Source organism: Pseudoalteromonas sp. S16_S37, from assembly GCF_014694405.1.
Classification (GTDB): Bacteria; Pseudomonadota; Gammaproteobacteria; order Enterobacterales; family Alteromonadaceae; genus Pseudoalteromonas.
In genome coordinates this window covers 1-629 of record NZ_JAAUWV010000189.1, presented here as the reverse complement: position 1 = coordinate 629, position 629 = coordinate 1, and the positions used below count along the sequence as shown (strand labels likewise).

At 44.5% G+C, this 629-nt stretch carries 1 pseudogene; it reads left to right on the top strand.

Going from position 1 to position 629, the window contains the following annotated elements:
• Nucleotides 1-629 (top strand): annotated as a pseudogene (locus HC733_RS22555) (hypothetical protein); the annotation flags it as partial.

Genomic DNA, 629 nt, shown 5'->3' with positions numbered 1-629 from the left:
GGCTTTGTATTTGCAAAAATAGATTACAACACAGGCACAATTACTGAAATTGAACCCGTGAACTACACAGGCACAGTGAGTGAAAACCTAGGCGCACTCATTAAAACTAAGCCGCACACTGTCACGAATATTGAGTTTGCGATACCCACACAATTTGCCAAAGACAGCCTGTACATTCGTGCAATTAGTTTAAGTGGCGCGGGGTTTAGTGCATCCAGTAACAGCGCGGGCGCAATCTCTGGCACCAATATATCGGGTAATGTCACCAGCGAAGGTGTTGTAACGCTCAATTTTGCAACTGAAATGCAATCAGACAGCATTACCTATGATTATGACGAAGTAACCGAAATAAACGTACCCAGCCCACCCGGTGGCATTGACCGTAATAAACTCCCCGCAGGCGGTCACGTGCCCATCTTTCATGAGTTCAACATAATATGTGTGCAAAACAGAAATAGAACGGTGCATACAAGCTTAAGCAATGGCCAGACGATAAGTGTAACAACAGGCGCTAACTGGGTGGATATTGTTGATAACGAGGGGCTAAGTTTATACAGCGCGAACGATGATAACTACAGTTATGACAAAGATTTAGGCCGCGTAACCATTAAAGCGGGTATTAGCTCATT